Raw genomic sequence first — 15,161 nt, forward strand, 5'->3', positions numbered from 1 at the left:
CGTACCCGTACCCGAGCGCGAAGTCCCACGTCCCCTCCCACCCCCGACAAGGAACCGGACACGGGACGGCGATACTGGACCCATGAAGCTCAGCCGCCCGGTGTCCTGGTTCCTGCTCGTGTTCGGGGTGTGGTCCTGGGTCATCTGGGTCACTTTCGTCAAGAACCTGGTCAAGGACAGCAGCGGGCTCGCCTTCGACGACGGTCACCCGACCGCGTACTTCTGGGTGCATCTGCTGCTGGCGGTCGTCTCCTTCGTATGGGGGACGGCCATCGGGGTCATCGGGTTGCGCGGTCTGCGCGCACTGCGCCGGAATTCATAGCGGGGGACCGGTCGGGGTGGTCATCGTCTTCGCGCTCGTCGCACTGGCCGTCCCGGCCGTCGTGGCGGGCCTGCACTGGTACGTGTGGCGGCGCCTGGTCCGCGACACCACGCGGGGTCCGGGCCCCGCCCGCCGCGCCGGCACCGCGGTGTTCGTCGCCGGCCCGGTCCTGATGGTCGGAGCCCTGGTCGCCGAACGCGCGGGCGCCCCCTTCTGGCTCCAGCGCACCCTGGCCTGGCCGGGCTTCCTGTGGATGGCCCTCGCGCTGTACCTGCTCCTGGCGGTCCTGGCGACCGAGGTCGCACGCCCCCTCCTCACCCGCCTGCCCCGACGCCCCACGGCTCCGCCCACAACCGGCCCCACCCGGGCCGGAGCGGCTTCGCCTGCGGCCGGTTCGAACCGGGCCGCGGCGACTTCGCCCGTCACCGGTTCGAGCCCGGACTCCGTGGCTTCGCCTGTGGCCGGTTCGAGCCCGGACGCCGACGCGTCTCCTGCCGGCGGTTCGAACCGGGCCGCGGCGACTTCGCCCGTCACCGGTTCGAGCCCGGACTCCGTGGCTTCGCCTGTGGCCGGTTCGAGCCCGGACCCCGGCGCGTCTCCTGTCTGCGGTTCGAGCCCGGATGCCGTGGGCTCGCTTGTCGGCGGTTCGAGCGGGGACGCGGTGGGCTCGCCTCCCAGCGGTCCGAGCCCGGACTCCGTGGCTTCGCCTGTGGCCGGTTCGAGCCCGGACCCCGGCACGTCTCCTGTCGGCGGTTCGAGCCCGGATGCCGTGGGCTCGCTTGTCGGCGGTTCGAGCGGGGACGCGGTGGGCTCGCCTCCCACCCACCCGAGCCCCGACCCCGTGGCCTCGCCTCCCACCCACCCGAGCCCCGACCCCGTGGCCTCGGCTCCCGGCCGTCCGAGTCGGGGGACGGGGGTCCAGGCGGCGGAGTCCCCTGGGACGGCCGGCGCGGCACCGGGCGGCCGGGAACCCACCCGGCGCCTCGTCGTCTCCCGCCTCCTCGCCGGCGCGGCCACCACCGCCGCCGTGGCGACAGTCGGCCACGGAACCTACGGAGTCCTCAAGGGCCCCCGGGTCAAACGTGTCACCGTACCGCTGGCCAAACTCCCGCGAGCAGCCCACGGCTTCCGCATAGCCGTCGTCAGCGACATCCACCTCGGCCCCGTCCTCGGCCGAGGCTTCGCACAGCGGGTCGTCGACACGGTCAACGCCACCCGGCCGGACCTGATCGCGGTCGTCGGCGACCTGGTCGACGGCAGCGTCAAGGACCTCGGCCCGGCCGCCGCCCCCCTCGCCCGGCTCAGCGCCCGCCACGGCGCGTACTTCGTCACGGGCAACCACGAGTACTTCTCCGGCGCCGAGCAGTGGATCGAAGAGGTCCGCGACCTCGGCCTGCACCCGCTCCAGAACGCCCGCACCGAGCTGCCGTACTTCGACCTGGCCGGCGTCAACGACGTCCAGGGCGAGAGCGAGGGCCAGGGCCCGGACTTCGCCAGGGCACTCGACGACCGGGACCCGGCACGCGCGTGCGTGCTGCTCGCCCACCAGCCGGTGCAGATCCACGAGGCCGTACGCCACGGCGTCGACCTCCAGCTCTCCGGCCACACCCACGGCGGCCAGCTCTGGCCCGGCAGCCTCCTCGCCGCCGCGGCCAACCCGACGGTCGCCGGTCTCGACCGCTACGGCGACACGCAGTTGTACGTCAGCAGGGGCGCGGGCGCCTGGGGACCGCCCACGCGCGTGGGGGCGCCGTCGGACGTGACGGTGATCGAACTGGCCGCCAAGCGCGCATGAGCCGCGGAACGCGCCGAGCCGCCCCCCCGTTCGAGCGGGACCGCTCCCACGCCTGTGGAGGAGCTGTGAAACCCGGCGGAAACAACACCTCGGTAAGTTCTTTCACAACTGGTCAGAAAGCCCTTCCCCGCGGTGAAACCGGTGTGATTAGGTGAGCCGCGCCACTTAGGGGAGTGGCCGATTCATGCTGGCCAGGGGTAGGGCCTCGACGGGCCTGGGGAGGGCACCACCATGCGATCTGTTCGCATGCGGATTCTCGTGACGCTGCTCGTGTTGGCGGTCGTGGGGATCGGCGGCTGGCAACTGCTGCCGTCGCAGGAGGACCAGAACAAGACCATCACCGTCGGTACGACGGACGCCGTCACCGCACTCGACCCGGCCGGCGCCTACGACGCCGGTTCCTGGGCGCTGTTCAGCAATGTGTTCCAGTCGTTGCTGACGTTCGAGCCGGGCGGGGTCGAGCCGGTCCCGGATGCGGCACAGAGCTGCGCGTTCGAGGGCAGCGGCCTCAGGACGTACCGGTGCACCCTGCGCTCCGGGATCACCTTCCCGAGCGGGCGCGCCATGACGGCACAGGACGTCAAGTACTCCTTCGACCGGGTCAAGAAGATCAACTCCGATGTCGGCCCGGCGTCCCTGTTCGACACGCTCGCCTCGGTGACCGCCGACGACGCGCACACCGTCACCTTCCACCTGTCGTCCGCGGACGCCACCTTCCCGCTGAAGGTCGCCACCGGCGCCGGCGCGATCGTGGACAAGGACAAGTACCCCGCCGACGCCCTGCGCACGGGCACCGACGTCGACGGCACCGGGCCGTACACGCTGACGGCGTACGCCAAGGACCAGAAGGCCGACCTCGCGCCGAACGGGCACTACAAGGGCTATCTGAGCGGCGTCGGCCGCCCGGTCGAGCTGCGGTACTACACCGACTCCGCGAAGCTGGACCGGGCCTGGAAGGGCCGGGAGGTCGAAGTGGCCACCCGGACCCTGCCGCCGGGCGTGCTCTCCGGGCTGAACCCGAGCGATCCCGAGCAGCGGGTCACCGAGTCCGACAGCGCCGAGACCCGCAACCTGTACCTCAACACCCGCTCCGGCTCCCCGCTGCACGACGTGCGGGTGCGCCGGGCGATGGCCTGGCTGGTCAACCGTGAGCAGCTCGCCACGACGGTGTACGAGGGCACGGTCGACCCGCTGTACTCGCTGATCCCGACGGGCATCACCGGGCACACCACCTCGTTCTTCGACTCCTACCCGACCCAGAGCACCGACAAGGCGCGCCGGCTGCTCACCGAGGCCGGGGTGAGCCTGCCGGTCCGCTTCACCCTCGGCTACGGCATCGGCCGGGGCGCGGGCGCGGAGGAGTCCGCGGAGCTGAAGAAGCAGCTGGAGGCGGGCGGCCTGTTCAAGGTGGACGTCAAGGGCTACGAGTGGACCGACTTCCAGAAGCGCTGGGCCGCCGGGAAGATGGACGCCTGGGGGGTCGGCTGGGTCGCCGACTACCCCGACCCGGACACCTTCGGCGGCCCGCTCGTCGGCACCGGCTCCACCATGAGCACCGGGTACAGCAACAAGCTGGTCGACCACCTCATCCTGGACAGCCAGCAGTACGCCGACCGGACCCGGGCCGCGAAGGACTTCAAGGACATCCAGACGGACGTGGCCGAGGACGTCCCGCTGATCCCGCTCTGGCAGCGCAAGGAGTACGTGGTCAGCACCGAGGACGTGGGCGGCGGCCAGTACCTGTCGGACGGCACGGGCGTGTTCCGCCTGTGGCGCCTGACCTGGATCTGATCAGTCGGCCTTCTTCTGTCCGGCCCTGATGATCTGCTCCACGTCGAGCGCGACCTCGGCACCGATCGAGTCGGGCAGCGTCACCGTCTCGTCGGGGGCGTGGACGCGGTGGTTCGCGTACTCGCTCCCGGCGGGCTCCGTGAGGACGTGGAGGCGCTGGTGCTTGCGGTCGACCACGAGATAGACGGGCACCTTGGCCTCGGCGTACGCGCCGACCTTGGTCTTCAGGTCGTCCCGCCAGTTGCCGGAGGTGACCTCCAGGACCAGGCGGAAGCAGACCGGGTCGTAGGCGTTGTTCTCGATGAAGTGGTCGTCGATGTCGGCGTCCACGACGACCAGGTCGGGGATGCAGTAGTCCTCGGCCCCGGTGGGGAGCTTGATCGCGACGCTCTGGAGCACCTCGGTCTCGCCGTCGTCCAGGCCCGCGGCGATGAAGGGGCGCATGAGCTTGGTCAGGGCGCGGGCGTGGGGGGCATCCGGTGAAGGGGTCACGAGGAGATGGCCTCCGATGATCTCGACGCGGTAGCCCGGATGGCGCTCCATGATCTCGTCGGCGATGGCCGTGAGGGAGAACGGCTCGTCGGCGTCGAAGGGCTGCTCGACGGATGCAGCGGACATCGCGTGCCTCCTAGGGGCTGGTGTCGAGAACATCATCGTAGGCAGCCAGGGCCCCGGACGTCGTGTTCCCGCGCCTTCACCCGAAAGTGATCACTCGCCCTCCCGGCTCCCCCGCCCCGGGTCCGGCAGGACCTTCGTCATCCCGGGCAGGAAGTCCGTGAACAGCTCGTGGACCTCCAGGACGAGGGGTCGCAGTACCCGGAACCGGGCGAGGGAGACACCGCGGGCGGTCAGACTGGCCCCCCGCCGCGCCAGCCGGTAACTGCGCTCCCGCCCCTCCGTGCGGTCGAAGATCCAGTACAGGACCAGACCCATCTGGGCCAGCCACATCAGCTCCGGGAGCACCTCCCGCAGCTCGGGGGCCACCTTGGACTTCGAACCGGCCAGCACCTCCCGGTGCACGCTGATGGCCTGCTCGCGCGCGTGCTCGCTCTCGGGCGAGAAGGGGCTGAGCGGGCTGTCGGGGTCGGCGGCGTTCTTGAAGAACTGGACCGCGAACTCGTGGTACGGCCGGGCGATGTCCAGCCACGCGGTCAGCACGCCCGCGAGCCGGGCCTCCAGGTCGGTCTCCCGGTCCAGGATCTCCCGGACCGCCGCCTGGTGCTCGGCGGCGATCCGGTCGTAGAAGCCCTGGATCAGGTGTTCCTTGCCCTCGAAGTAGTAGTAGGCGTTGCCGACGGAGACCCCGGCCTCCTTGGCGATGGCCCGCATCGTCGTCTTGTCGTACCCGTGCTCCTGGAACAACCGCATCGCGGTCTCCAGGATCAGCGCACGGGTCTGCTCGGACTTGCTGCTCTGGGGGCCGGCCGCCTCGGGGCCGTCGTTCTTCGCGGGCACGGTAGGAGCCTAACGAGTGGCGGGGGCCGCTTCGGAGCAGGACGGCGGGGAGTACGTCCAGCCCGTGCCCGGATGGTAGGACCAGCCGTCCGCCCGCCGGTACACGTGGCCGCCCCACCGCGTCCCCGGCCCCCGCGCGTCCCGCCACTTCGCCGCTGCGAGCACCGCGCCCCGGGCCAGTTTCGCGCCCGTCGGCCCGGCCAGCTCGTGGGCGAGCGGGCGGTGTTCGCGCAGCGCCCACAGGACGACGATCCAGGCGCGCGAGCCCCGGTAGACCTGCCCGGAGTCACCGACGACGGTGATCTCGTCGAGGGCGGTGGCGTGGTCGAGCCCCGGGAAGCGGCTTCGGGCCTCGGCCGATCCGGCCGGCAGCAGCTCCAGCGGGACCAGCCGGGGCCGGCGGGCCAGCCAGTCGCGCAGATGGGCGCCCAGGGCGCACTCGGCGTCGTACAGGACGGTCAGCCCCCGGACCGGGGTGCCCGCGGCACCCCGGCCCTCCGTCCCGGTCGGGGCGGTCGTGCCGGTCACGGCCGTCACGCCCCGGCCGTCGGGGCGATCCACTCCTGCGGGGCGACCGGGGGCAGTTGCTCCCGCTCCATGACCCCGCGCCGGCGGATCTTGTTGAGCACGTACACGTTCCCCAGGTGCATCACGCCGAGCACCAGCAGGACCACGCCCAGCTTGGTCGACAGGGCCTCGAAGATGCCGCGGGTGTCCTCGATCGTCTCGTCGCCCCCCAGGTACAGCGCCACGAAGCCGAGGTTGACCAGGTAGAAGCCGACGACCAGGAGGTGGTTGACGGCATCCGCGAGCTTCTCGTCGCCGCGCAGCACGTCGGCCAGGAAGATCCGGCCGTTGCGGCTGAGCGTGCGGGCCACCCAGACGGTCAACGCGATGCTGACGACCAGGTAGATGACGTAGGCGATGACGGTGCGGTCCATGCCCCACCCCTTCTTGAACGCGTTCAAAACGCTGACAGGTATGACTGTAGACCTGTTTTTGAACGCGTTCAACTGAAGGGGTGGTGGCAGGGGTCTCAGGCTCTGCGGCCCAGTGCGGGGCGCTTGGTGTAGTCCGTGAAGCCGAGGATGTTCCCCCAGGGATCGGCGATCTCCACCGTCCAGCCGGTGGCCACCGGGAAGACCTCGTCCAGGAGTGCGATGCCGGCGGCGGCCAGCTCCCGCGCCGCCGCCCGCGCGTCCGGCACCTCCAGCCAGACGCGCGGCGAGGGCCAGGGCGGGGTCCGCTGCCGCAGCTCCTCCTCGGTGCGCAGCAGGATGCCGGGCGTCTCCCCGCCGACCTTCAGCTGCGCGATCCCGCCCTCGTCGAACCGGAAGCCCACGGCGAACCCGGCCCGCTCGTAGAAGGCGACGGCCTCGCCGAGGTCGCCGACGGGGAGCAGCACGTTGTCGAAACCGAGCAGTTCGTACGACTCTTCGTCTGACATGTCGTCACATTAGGAGCCTTGCTCCCGGGAAGCGAGGAGCCCCACCGGAGCGGATCTCCGGTGGGGCTCCCAGGGGGCCCGGCAGTGGGCCACGGCCCGGCGTACCGGGCGGCCCGACCGACTCCGAGGCACTCGGCCTGTTCGTCCGGCTGCGGGACTTCGACCGGGACGGCGACGCCGACCTGCTGGTCTCGGGTGACCTCTACCGCACGGATCTGCTGCTGCGCGGGTCCGCCAAGGGCGTCACGACCAGTGGCGCGTCGAAGCCCGACCTCGACCCGGCCTTCCCTCAGTGATCCTGCCGCCCCGCAGGACGTGCACGCCGCCCGCGTTCTCAGCCGGCAGGAGGTGTCCGGCCCGCTCGCGCCGCCGCGCGGCACCAGCACGGAGCCCGCAGCCGTTCTCGTCTAAGTCGGCGATCACGCCGGTCGCGCCGTAGTCCGCCTGCGTGGCGTTGTACGTCGTGTACTTCCCGCGCTTGATCGTGGAGCCGCCCCGCACGAACCACGCCGCCTGCGTCGTCCTGCCGTTCTCGCAGCCCTGGCCGAGCACGTACAGGTCGGTGGCCTTGCCCGGGATGTCGGGGCTGTCCTGCGTGAACCTCACCGACTTGGACCCCGGCCCTGGGGGAGAACCGCGGCGGGCCGGCCCGGCCGGCACCCACTCCGCCACGACAAGGGCCCCGCTCCCGGTGTGGAACCGGGGGCGGGGCCCGCGTGCTTCAGGCGTGCCGTGGATCAGTAGCGGCGCGTGATCAGCGCGCGCTTCACTTCCTGGATCGCCTTCGTGACCTCGATGCCGCGCGGGCAGGCGTCCGTGCAGTTGAAGGTCGTGCGGCAACGCCACACGCCGTCACGGTCGTTGAGGATCTCCAGCCGCTGCTCGCCGGCCTCGTCACGCGAGTCGAAGATGAAGCGGTGGGCGTTCACGATCGCGGCCGGACCGAAGTACTGGCCGTCGTTCCAGAACACCGGGCAGGACGACGTGCACGCGGCGCACAGGATGCACTTGGTGGTGTCGTCGAACCGCTCGCGGTCCTCGGCGGACTGCAACCGCTCCCGGGTCGGCTCGTTCGTCTCCTTGGTGACCAGGAACGGCATGACGTCCCGGTACGCCTGGAAGAACGGCTCCATGTCCACGACCAGGTCCTTCAGGACCGTCAGGCCCTTGATGGGCTCGACCGTGATCGGCTTCTCGGGGTTGATGTCCTTGATCAGCGTCTTGCAGGCAAGGCGGTTCTTGCCGTTGATCCGCATCGCGTCCGAGCCGCAGATGCCGTGCGCGCACGAGCGGCGGAAGGTGAGGGTGCCGTCGACGTCCCACTTGATCTTGTGGAGGCCGTCGAGGACCCGCTCCTTGGGGTCGATCTCCAGCTGGAAGTCTTCCCAGGTGGCCTCCGCCGCGACCTCCGGGTTGAACCGGCGGATGCGGAAGGTGACCGTGATGTAGGGGGAGTCGGCGAAGCCGGGCTCGGGCTGGCCGGCCGCGTCCGCCTTGTCCAGAACAGGGGTAGCCATCAGTACTTACGCTCCATCGGCTGGTAGCGGGTCTGGACGACCGGCTTGTAGTCGAGACGGACGGTTTCCGAGCCGTCGGCGCCGACCTCGCGGTACGCCATGGTGTGGCGCATGAAGTTGACGTCGTCGCGGTTCGGGTAGTCCTCGCGGTAGTGACCACCGCGGGACTCCTTGCGGGCGAGGGCCGACACCGCCATGACCTCGGCCAGGTCGAGCAGGTTGCCCAACTCGATCGCCTCCAGCAGGTCCGTGTTGAAACGCCGGCCCTTGTCCTGGATCGCCACGTTCTTGTAGCGCTCCTTGAGCTCGGCGATCTTCTCGACGGCCGTCTTGATCGTCTGCTCGGTGCGGAACACCATGACGTTGGCGTCCATGGTCTCCTGGAGCTCGCGGCGCAGCGTCGCCACCCGCTCGTTGCCGGTGGAGGCGCGCAGCCGCTCGATCTGATCGACGACGAAGGACTCCGGGGCGTCCGGCAGCTCGACGTAGTCGGCCTTCGCCGAGTACTCGGCGGCGGCGATGCCCGCGCGGCGGCCGAAGACGTTGATGTCCAGCAGCGAGTTGGTGCCGAGGCGGTTGGCGCCGTGCACGGACACGCAGGCGACCTCGCCGGCCGCGTACAGACCCGGGACGACGGTGGTGTTGTCCGCCAGGACCTCACCCTCGACGTTCGTCGGGATGCCGCCCATCGCGTAGTGCGCGGTCGGCTGGATCGGGATCGGGTCCGTGTACGGCTCGATGCCGAGGTAGGTCCGCGCGAACTCGGTGATGTCCGGGAGCTTGGCGTCCAGTTGCTCCGGCGGCAGGTGGGTCAGGTCCAGGTAGACGTGGTCGCCCTCGGGACCACAGCCACGGCCCTCGCGGATCTCCGTGTAGATGGAGCGGGACACGACGTCACGGGACGCCAGGTCCTTCATGACGGGAGCGTACTTCTCCATGAAGCGCTCGCCGTCCTTGTTGCGCAGGATGCCGCCCTCGCCGCGGGCGCCCTCGGTGAGCAGGATGCCCATGCGCCAGATGCCGGTCGGGTGGAACTGGAAGAACTCCATGTCCTCCAGCGGGAGGCCGCGCCGGTAGACCGCCGCCTGACCGTCACCGGTCAGCGTGTGGGCGTTCGACGTCACCTTGAAGAACTTGCCGGTGCCGCCGGAGGCGTAGATGACGGCCTTCGCCTGGAAGACGTGGATCTCGCCGGTGGCGAGCTCGTACGCCACCACACCGGCCGACCTCTTGACGCCGTCGACCTCGGTGATCAGCTGGTCCAGGACGTAGAACTCGTTGAAGAACTCCACGCCCTCCTTGACGCAGTTCTGGTACAGCGTCTGGAGGATCATGTGGCCGGTGCGGTCCGCGGCGTAGCAGGACCGGCGGACCGGGGCCTCGCCGTGGTTGCGGCTGTGACCGCCGAAGCGGCGCTGGTCGATGGTGCCGTTCGGCGTCCGGTTGAACGGCAGGCCCATCTTCTCCAGGTCGAGGACGGCGTCGATGGCCTCCTTCGCCAGGATCTCGGCGGCGTCCTGGTCGACCAGGTAGTCACCGCCCTTGACCGTGTCGAAGGTGTGCCACTCCCAGTTGTCCTCCTCCACGTTGGCCAGCGCGGCGGCCATGCCGCCCTGCGCGGCGCCCGTGTGGGAGCGGGTGGGGTAGAGCTTGGTCAGGACCGCGGTGCGGCTGCGCTTCGTCGCCTCGATGGCGGCGCGCATGCCCGCGCCGCCGGCGCCGACGATGACGGTGTCGTACTTGTGGATCTTCATGATTCTCGCAGCCCCGTGCCTAGCGGATGTTCGGGTCGAAGGTGAAGATCACCAGCGTGCCCAGCAGGATGGTGAACACCGTGGCGGTGTAGAGCAGGCCCTTCAGCCACAGCCGGCTGTTCGGGCGCTCCGCGTAGTCGTTGATGATCGTGCGCAGGCCGTTGGCGCCGTGCAGCATCGCCAGCCACAGCATCAGCAGGTCCCAGACCTGCCAGAACGGGGACGCCCAGCGGCCGGCCACGAAGGCGAAGCCGATCTTGGAGACGCCGCCGTCCAGCACGAGCTGGATCAGCAGGTGGCCGATGACGAGGACGACCAGCACGATGCCGGACAGGCGCATGAACAGCCAGGCGGCGAGCTCGAAGTTGCCCCGGGTCGACTTCGGGGACTTCTTGGTGCGCTTGCGCGGCGCCTCGATCAGCGGGGCCGGGTTGTCGACGGTGTACACGGGAGCGCCCTCGACGGGGCCGACTCCGGAGGCCGCGGTTTCAGTCGTGGACATCGGCGTCAGCTCCCAAACAGGACACGGTAGGCGTGGCCGAGGACCGGGTAGATCGCCCCGAGCATCAGCACGATCCAGACACCCATCACGGTCCAGAACATCTGCTTCTGGTAGCGCGGGCCCTTCGACCAGAAGTCGACGGCGATGACGCGCAGGCCGTTGAGCGCGTGGAAGAGGATGGCGGCGACGAGGCCGTACTCCAGCAGCGCGACGATCGGCGTCTTGTACGTGGCTACGACCTTGTCGTAGTCCTCGGGGGAGACACGCACGAGAGCGGTGTCCAGCACGTGAACGAACAGGAAGAAGAAGATGAGGACGCCGGTGACTCGGTGAGCCACCCAGGACCACATTCCTTCCCGGCCGCGGTACAGCGTTCCAGCCGGCACGGAAGAACCCTCCGGGAGCGGGGACTAGGGCCGCGCCGGCTTCACTGTCGGTCGGGCCCGGCCGGGTACGGTCCACCGGCCCTCTGCATGGTATCCACGTGCCACCGTGGTGCTTACGGGGGGCCTACCGGTGTGATCAAAGTGGCACGCGGTTGGGCTAGCGGGTGCGGTCGGCGGGGCGGGTTCGACTGTCATTTGCCGGATGCGGGGGTGTTTGGGCTGGTCGCGCCCACGTGGCGGCAGCCACAAATCGAACACAGCCCCGCGCCGCTGAGCAGGGCGAGCAGCCGTCCCCGGGCGAGACGCCGGAGCTCGTCCGCCGCCACCACCCGTTCCTCCTCGGGATCGTTTGCCAATCGTGACCGGATCGCTTCGAGGATGTGGTCGATGACCTCGCCCGGGGCGGCATCGCCCGGATAGATGACGAACGCGTGTCCGAATCGGGCCTCGTACGCGGCGTGCGCGGCGCTCAGGGCCATGTGGGCCGCCGAGTAGGTGCCCGCGGGCAGCTCGGGGAGGGGCTCACCGGCCAGGGCCTCGGCCAGGTCGCCGGGGGAGAGGTCGTACGCCGCCTCGTCCGCCGCGGCCAGCAGGGCGGCCAGGTCGGGGTAGGGGCGGTGGTCGGCGATCCGGTGCGACCAGCGCGGGCTGTGCAGGCAGTGCAGGAGAAGGGCGCGCGCCTCGTCCGCGGGCGCGGTGTTGAAGGCGTCGAGGGGGGTGGGGAGATACGGCAGGCGGTGGGCGGGCAGCGTGGGTCCTCGCGTCACATGCGGTGTGGCAGGGGATGCTGTGAAAAGTGTGACGTCAGGTTATCGAGAGCGGTCACGCTGTGTCCGAGGGATGCCTGAAATTCACCCGGACGGGAGAGTTTCGGAACGCCTGGATGACAGCTGAGCGGGCGATCGGTCGTACGTTGGCAGGGTGATCCAGCACAGGCACAGGCGCCGGGGCCCGGCGCGGCAGGTGAGACGGAAGCGGGCGGTGGTGGCCGCCGCGTTCGCCGGGACCATCGCGCTCGGCACGGGCGTCGGCGTGTGGGCCGCCTCGGACGGGGGCGGCGGACAGCCGGACGGAAGCGCGCGGCAGTCGTCGTCCGGCACCGGCTCCGGCGATCCGGGCACACCGTCGGCGAGCCCCGGCCCGAGCCGCTCCTATCCGCTGTCGCGGGCGCCGCGCACGATACCGGCGGTGCGCTCGCACACCCCGGCGCGCGGCCCCGGCTGGACACCGCGGCCGGGCGGACGGGTGGTGGTGAGCGACCCGGAGCTGGCCGACGAGGGGCGGCTCATAGCCGGGGAGCTGGGACTGCGCTACGCGGGGGAGAAGGACGACGTGCGGGCGGGCGACGTACGGCTGGCGCTCGGCGGCGGGGGCGGGAACGAGGAGTCGTACACCATGACCGTCCGCGGCGGGCGGGTCGACATCAGCGGACCCGGCGAGGCCGGCGTCTTCTACGGCACCCGCACCCTGAAGCAGGAGGTCCACGGCGGCGGTACGGCACCCGAGGGCGTCGTACGGGACGAGCCCGCCAAGCCGGTGCGCGGGTTCATGCTGGACATCGCGCGCAAGCCGTACGGCGAGACCTGGATCGAGGACCGGATACGCGAGCTGGGGGACCTGAAGTTCAACGAGCTGGGCCTGCACTTCTCCGACGACCAGGCATTCCGGATCGAGTCCGACAGCCACCCCGAGATCGTCTCCACGGACCACCTGACCAAGGCCCAGGTCAGGAAGATCATCGCGCTGGCGGGCAGCCGGCACATCACCGTCGTCCCCGAGATCGACTCGCCGGGGCACCTGGGCGCCGTCATCGCCGCCCACCCGGACCTCCAGTTGCGCAACGCGAGTGGCGTGCCGACGCGGGGTGCCGTCGACATCTCCGAGGACGCCTCCGCGAGGATCGTCGACGACCTGCTCGACGAGTACGCCGGGCTGTTCACCGGCGGCCAGTGGCACCTGGGCGGGGACGAGTACCAGGCGCTGACCGTCAGGGACCCGCAGGCGTCGTACCCGCAACTGGCCGCCGCCGCCCGGCGGGCCTTCGGCGCCGGCGCGACCGTCGCCGACCTCGCCACCGGCTGGCTGGGCGACCGCGCCGCCACCGTCCGCGCCCACGACCGGACCGTCCGCGCCTGGAACGACGGCTTCTACCGCGGCACCTCCGTGCGGCCCGACCCGGACATCCAGGTCGCCTACTGGACCGGCAAGGAGATCGGCGCCCGGCAGCCCGTGGAGTACCTGAGCGCGGGCCGGAAGGTGCTCAACTACAACGACGAGTTCCTCTACTACGTGCTCGGGCAGCCGCAGACCTTCGTCTACCCGACCGGACAGCGGATCTACGAGCAGTGGAACCCACGCGTGCTGCGCGGCACGACCGCCGTGCCGGAGCGCTACGACGGGCAGATCCTCGGCGGCTCCTTCGCGGTCTGGTCCGACTTCCCGAACGCGCAGACGCAGGCACAGGTCGCCGCCGGCATCCGGATGCCGCTGCGGGCCACGGCGCAGAAGCTGTGGGACCCGGGCACGCCCGCACTGTCCTGGGCCGACTTCCGAGGGCTGGCGGACCGGCTGGACCGGTAACCGGGTGGACGCGCGGCGGCGTCCGACCATATGTTCCGGTGTCCGCGCGCGTCCTCGTGACGCGCGCGTCCGTACCAGTGGCCGCGCCTCGCCTCGGGGAGAGCCGACGCGCCGGCCCGGCTCTCGTCGTCCCGGGGGAACTCCGTCATGACCTCACCCATGCCCACGCCGCCGTACCCGACGCCGCCGTACCCCGGGCCGCCGTATCCCGCCCCGCCCGGGGCCTGGCTGCGCTCGCCGGCCGCGCTCGGGCGGGCCACCGCCGTACTGCTCGGGCTCGTCATCGCCACCGACCTGTTCGCCTGCCTCGCGGACCTGCTGGAACTCGACGTCACCGGCGACATCGCCGACGGCGCCGGCGGGACCGGCGTCGTCGACCGGGCCGACCGCGCGGACGCGCTCTACGCGGTGGCCGGCGTCTCCCAGACGGTCGCGCTGGTCGCCACGATGGTCGTCTACCTGTGCTGGCTGTGGCGGGTCCGGGTGAACGCCGAGGTGTTCGACGCCTCCCGGCACCGGATGAAGCGCGGCTGGACGATCGGCGGCTGGTTCTGCCCGGTCGTGAACCTCTGGTTCCCGCGCCGGATCGTCGCCGACAGCTGGGACGCCAGCGCCCCCTGGGGCGCGCGGTCCGGGCACACGCCGGTCAACGCCTGGTGGACGCTGTGGATCGTCAGCCTCCTCGCGGGCCGGTACGCGTACACCACGTCCCGGAACGCCGAGACGGCGGTCGAACTGCGCGACGCCGCCCGGGTGATGCTGTTCTCCGACGGAATCGACATCGCGGCGGCCGTCCTCGCCATCGTGGTGGTCGTCCGGCTGACCCGTATGCAGGAGCGCAAGGTGCTCTCGGGCGAGTTGCCGGCCCCCGTCTTCGGCTGACCCCGCCGCGTCGCCTTTGGCTGAAATACCTCTGCTGTGACACTCCCGCGCCGTCGCGCGCAGTAAGGGGAAGTGTGGGCTCCGTACCGGTCGGTGCCCTGGCGAGGGAGGCATTCATGAGCCTGGTGGGACTGATCGCACAGGCCGACGAACGCGGACTGGCCGCCAGTGGATTGGCTTGTTTGGATCGGTGCCTGCCACTGCTCGGGGGTGACGACGAGCTGCTGCGCCCGCTGTGGGCCCGCCTCGCCGACGGCTCCGACTGGTCCGCCGGCCTGGCCCTGGCCCGTACCGCGCTCGGCCCCGCGGACCCCGCCGACGACGAGGCCGCGCGGCTCACCCGGCGCATGCTGGAGTCGGCTCCGGCCGAACGCACCGCCGGCGCGGTACGGCCCTGGGCCGACGCCTGCTCGGTCGCCTCGCTGCGCGTCCACGGGCTGCTCGACCCCGCCGCGGACGGCGGCCCGGCCCCGGACTGCGTCGACGCCGGGCGCGCGGGCGACCCGGCGGACCTGCCGCCGCTCGTCGCCGCCGAGCTGCGCCGCCAGGCCGCCGTGCTGGAACTCCTCGCGGGGCACGGCGCGCAGGGGCTGCGCCGGGCGCTGGAGGTGTCGGCGGAGGGCCGGCGGGTGCTGCGCGCGGTGGTCTCGCGCCGGGCGCGCAGCGTCGCCGAACCGGGGGCGTGAGGGGAGCCTGTGACTCTCGTGCGGCGGAGGTGGGATGGTCCTGC

General features: G+C 71.1%; 17 protein-coding genes. 6 read left to right on the forward strand and 11 right to left on the reverse strand.

Annotated features, from left to right (window positions below; translation table 11 throughout):
* Nucleotides 1-82: 82 nt before the first annotated feature.
* From IE273_RS26910 to IE273_RS26920, 3 genes are all read left to right on the forward strand, one after another.
* Complete coding sequence (locus tag IE273_RS26910) at nt 83-322, forward strand: SCO4848 family membrane protein (protein ID WP_014674532.1); 240 nt, start codon at nt 83-85, stop codon at nt 320-322.
* Between the two features lie 445 nt (nt 323-767).
* Nucleotides 768-2,117, forward strand: coding sequence for a metallophosphoesterase (locus tag IE273_RS26915; protein ID WP_444545926.1), 1,350 nt, complete (start codon nt 768-770; stop codon nt 2,115-2,117).
* Between the two features lie 246 nt (nt 2,118-2,363).
* Nucleotides 2,364-3,908 carry an ABC transporter substrate-binding protein gene (locus tag IE273_RS26920; protein ID WP_229887584.1) on the forward strand — a complete coding sequence of 515 codons (1,545 nt, stop codon included), beginning with the start codon at nt 2,364-2,366 and terminating at the stop codon, nt 3,906-3,908.
* Here the strand turns inward: IE273_RS26920 and IE273_RS26925 are convergent, their stop codons facing one another.
* From IE273_RS26925 to IE273_RS26975, 11 genes are all read right to left on the reverse strand, one after another.
* Nucleotides 3,909-4,526: a Uma2 family endonuclease gene (locus IE273_RS26925; RefSeq protein ID WP_189817768.1), complete on the reverse strand. Its 618-nt coding sequence runs from the start codon at nt 4,524-4,526 to the stop codon at nt 3,909-3,911.
* A 90-nt stretch (nt 4,527-4,616) separates the two neighbouring features.
* The gene (locus IE273_RS26930) at nt 4,617-5,363 is read right to left on the reverse strand and encodes a TetR/AcrR family transcriptional regulator (protein ID WP_189817769.1); all 747 of its coding nucleotides are present in this window, start codon (nt 5,361-5,363) and stop codon (nt 4,617-4,619) included.
* Nucleotides 5,364-5,372: 9 nt separating this feature from the next.
* Complete coding sequence (locus IE273_RS26935) at nt 5,373-5,891, reverse strand: thiol-disulfide oxidoreductase DCC family protein (RefSeq protein WP_189817884.1); 519 nt, start codon at nt 5,889-5,891, stop codon at nt 5,373-5,375.
* Nucleotides 5,892-5,896: 5 nt separating this feature from the next.
* Nucleotides 5,897-6,304, reverse strand: coding sequence for a hypothetical protein (locus tag IE273_RS26940; RefSeq protein ID WP_189817770.1), 408 nt, complete (start codon nt 6,302-6,304; stop codon nt 5,897-5,899).
* Nucleotides 6,305-6,399: 95 nt separating this feature from the next.
* Nucleotides 6,400-6,810 carry a VOC family protein gene (locus tag IE273_RS26945; protein WP_189817771.1) on the reverse strand — a complete coding sequence of 137 codons (411 nt, stop codon included), beginning with the start codon at nt 6,808-6,810 and terminating at the stop codon, nt 6,400-6,402.
* A gap of 243 nt (nt 6,811-7,053) precedes the next feature.
* The gene (locus tag IE273_RS26950; RefSeq protein WP_189817772.1) at nt 7,054-7,416 is read right to left on the reverse strand and encodes a hypothetical protein; all 363 of its coding nucleotides are present in this window, start codon (nt 7,414-7,416) and stop codon (nt 7,054-7,056) included.
* Nucleotides 7,417-7,547: 131 nt separating this feature from the next.
* On the reverse strand, nt 7,548-8,327 hold the full coding sequence (locus IE273_RS26955; RefSeq protein ID WP_189817773.1) for a succinate dehydrogenase iron-sulfur subunit: 780 nt from the start codon (nt 8,325-8,327) through the stop codon (nt 7,548-7,550).
* Complete coding sequence (gene sdhA / locus IE273_RS26960) at nt 8,327-10,081, reverse strand: succinate dehydrogenase flavoprotein subunit (protein WP_189817774.1); 1,755 nt, start codon at nt 10,079-10,081, stop codon at nt 8,327-8,329. The genes IE273_RS26955 and sdhA overlap by 1 nt, the downstream gene beginning before the upstream one ends.
* 19 nt (nt 10,082-10,100) lie before the next feature.
* A complete protein-coding gene (locus IE273_RS26965; RefSeq protein WP_103816282.1) occupies nt 10,101-10,583 on the reverse strand; it encodes a succinate dehydrogenase hydrophobic membrane anchor subunit in 483 nt (160 codons plus the stop codon).
* Nucleotides 10,584-10,588: 5 nt separating this feature from the next.
* Nucleotides 10,589-10,969: a succinate dehydrogenase, cytochrome b556 subunit gene (gene sdhC / locus IE273_RS26970; protein WP_043195476.1), complete on the reverse strand. Its 381-nt coding sequence runs from the start codon at nt 10,967-10,969 to the stop codon at nt 10,589-10,591.
* 191 nt (nt 10,970-11,160) lie between these two features.
* A complete protein-coding gene (locus tag IE273_RS26975) occupies nt 11,161-11,736 on the reverse strand; it encodes a 2-oxo-4-hydroxy-4-carboxy-5-ureidoimidazoline decarboxylase (protein ID WP_189817775.1) in 576 nt (191 codons plus the stop codon).
* Nucleotides 11,737-11,932: 196 nt separating this feature from the next.
* Here IE273_RS26975 and IE273_RS26980 point away from each other — a divergent pair, with 196 nt between their 5' ends.
* The 3 genes from IE273_RS26980 to IE273_RS26990 all read left to right on the forward strand — a co-directional run bounded on the left by IE273_RS26980 (nt 11,933) and on the right by IE273_RS26990 (nt 15,117).
* Complete coding sequence (locus IE273_RS26980) at nt 11,933-13,549, forward strand: beta-N-acetylhexosaminidase (RefSeq protein ID WP_189817776.1); 1,617 nt, start codon at nt 11,933-11,935, stop codon at nt 13,547-13,549.
* A 147-nt stretch (nt 13,550-13,696) separates the two neighbouring features.
* Entirely contained in the window at nt 13,697-14,431 is a 735-nt protein-coding gene (locus IE273_RS26985) for a DUF4328 domain-containing protein (protein WP_189817777.1), read from the forward strand.
* Between the two features lie 116 nt (nt 14,432-14,547).
* The gene (locus IE273_RS26990) at nt 14,548-15,117 is read left to right on the forward strand and encodes a hypothetical protein (protein ID WP_189817778.1); all 570 of its coding nucleotides are present in this window, start codon (nt 14,548-14,550) and stop codon (nt 15,115-15,117) included.
* Nucleotides 15,118-15,161: the final 44 nt, after the last annotated feature.

This window comes from Streptomyces olivaceoviridis (genome assembly GCF_014650115.1).
Classification (GTDB): Bacteria; Actinomycetota; Actinomycetes; order Streptomycetales; family Streptomycetaceae; genus Streptomyces; species Streptomyces olivaceoviridis.